Below are 2016 nucleotides of genomic sequence, written 5' to 3'. Positions count from 1 at the left end.
TTTTGCCTTGCCTGTATGGATGTAGGTACCTTAGCGATAGCAGGACGCGGTAGCGAGGTTATCGACAAGATTTTCTGGTCTCAAAATAGACCACTTAATTAAGAAAATTGGTATTGGGCTAGGCATGAGTTGATAGCCTATTAAATAGAGACTGAAAAAATAGGCTTTGTATAGATGGGTAGTCCATCGAACAGGACTGAAAAATTAGGCTTCAGATAGGTTGGTAGCCCATCGAACAGAGACTAAAAAATAGGCTACGCATGAATTGGCAGCCTATCAAATAGAAACATAAAAACACACTACGAATAGCTTGGTAACCCGTCAAACAAAGACTGAAAATAAGCTGCAATAGATTGTGTTTTGTTGTCGACAGTGTCTAGCGCCTGATAAAACTGCTCGAGTAGTGTCGAAACATACAGGCGTTGTGCTGTTAACTGTGCATCTAAAGCCTGTAACTTTAACTCTGCCTTGAGTTTTTCTTGCTCGGAAGCAGGTGTTTTAAGCTTATTTAATTCATCAATATAAGCCGCTTGGATTTTTGTCTCAAAGTCATTATATTTTTCATCAATTGCATCTAACCAAGTTTTGCCTGCCGACTTTTCTTCATCCATTAGTGCAAATAGCTTTTCGCTTATTTCCGGCTTCGCATATGCTTTTGTATACAGCGCTTGTATTAAATTTCCTTTTAATGAAACAAAGTGCGTTGCAAATGGCATGGCTACCGTGTCTTGGCTTGGAGACTGAGAAGCCGCGCCTACATTAGCCAGCTTATCAAATGTAAATTGTTCTGGGTTTGTGCCTTTGAGAATTTCTTCAATGTGCCGGCTTTTGTATAACGTTTTAGCCATCATATCCAGACCAGGATTCTCTACTTTTTCGATAGCTGACTCAGCAGCTTCCAGGCCAGTTAAAATATTGCAGGCTCCATGGTACTCAATTGCATCAGCTATCGCGGCTTGTAATGTATATACGGTTGTATCTTCATTATGTTTAGCTTGTAATTTTTTGCGTAACTCATTGCGCCGAGAGGTAATACCTTTTGTGATTACTTGCGCGGCCTGACTGGCAAGGTAAGCTTGGTTAAACTCAGCACGAACACCACTGCTTATACCTGCAAGACCCGATAAGATGCGATTACCAACTTGGTTGGTAAAAAGTGCGCCTGCACCACCAAGTACAGTGGTTAATGTGCCCAGCCAAAAGTTATTTCGTGACTCTGAGCGTTTCAAATACATTTTATACACGTTACAGCGCTGCTCTGATGCCGCGATAATACGATCTTGTAATTCATTTCTGATTTTTTTTTGTGCTTTTGGTTGCTTCTGAGTGTAAAGCTCAAAAGCGTAATCTAGTCTCGCCCGAGCGATGATACAAGATTTGCTACTTGGATCACTGTCTGGTTCACAAAATAATTTTTTGCTGGTAATGACAGTTTTATGTTTGCCCTTTGGAGGCTTCGGGTTTGTTTCATAAACTAACGCGTAATAACCGTTTTCTGTTTCCCACTTTTGTAGTTGTGTGTCGTTGGCAATTTGCCGCGCCAAGTCAATGGTAACAAACTCACCATGAGGAAATAGCTGAGATGCACCTGCCATATTTACCCTATTGTCCCCTGTATGAGAATACTCTGGGTTACCGCTACAGCCAGCAAGAAGTATTGAACATACCAAAATGGAATGTTTCATTAGATATTCCTTATTTTTATTATGTTGTTAGCTGTCCTTATACTGCATGACTAAAGACGAGAAAGTCGAAATAGACTTGTTTGTAACTTTAGTAAAGCACTTGTGAATTTCAAGTTTTAGAATAATCGTATCTTACTACGGCTGGGGGCGGCGCACTAAAAACGTTCACAGACGGATAAACCTCAAATACCACCCATTGGATAATTCTTCAAATGCCACCACATAACATGACCACTGGTTAACTCTTCGAATACCCCACTGGTAGGAGCCGCTTTACGCGGCGATTTTTCAACAATATCGCGGGGTAAATCCGCTCCCACAGCATATCATT

1 protein-coding gene is annotated in these 2016 nt (G+C 40.9%); it reads right to left on the bottom strand.

The features are described from left to right. Positions 1–299 precede the first annotated feature (299 nt). Positions 300–1685: a hypothetical protein gene (locus D9603_RS21305; RefSeq protein WP_128732834.1), complete on the bottom strand. Its 1386-nt coding sequence runs from the start codon at positions 1683–1685 to the stop codon at positions 300–302. Positions 1686–2016 lie beyond the last annotated feature (331 nt).

Origin of the sequence: Pseudoalteromonas sp. PS5 (assembly GCF_004103255.1) — a bacterium.
GTDB classification, from domain to species: Bacteria; Pseudomonadota; Gammaproteobacteria; order Enterobacterales; family Alteromonadaceae; genus Pseudoalteromonas; species Pseudoalteromonas peptidolytica.
Note: the sequence above shows the minus strand (reverse complement) of the source record. Positions and strands in the feature narration are given on the sequence as shown.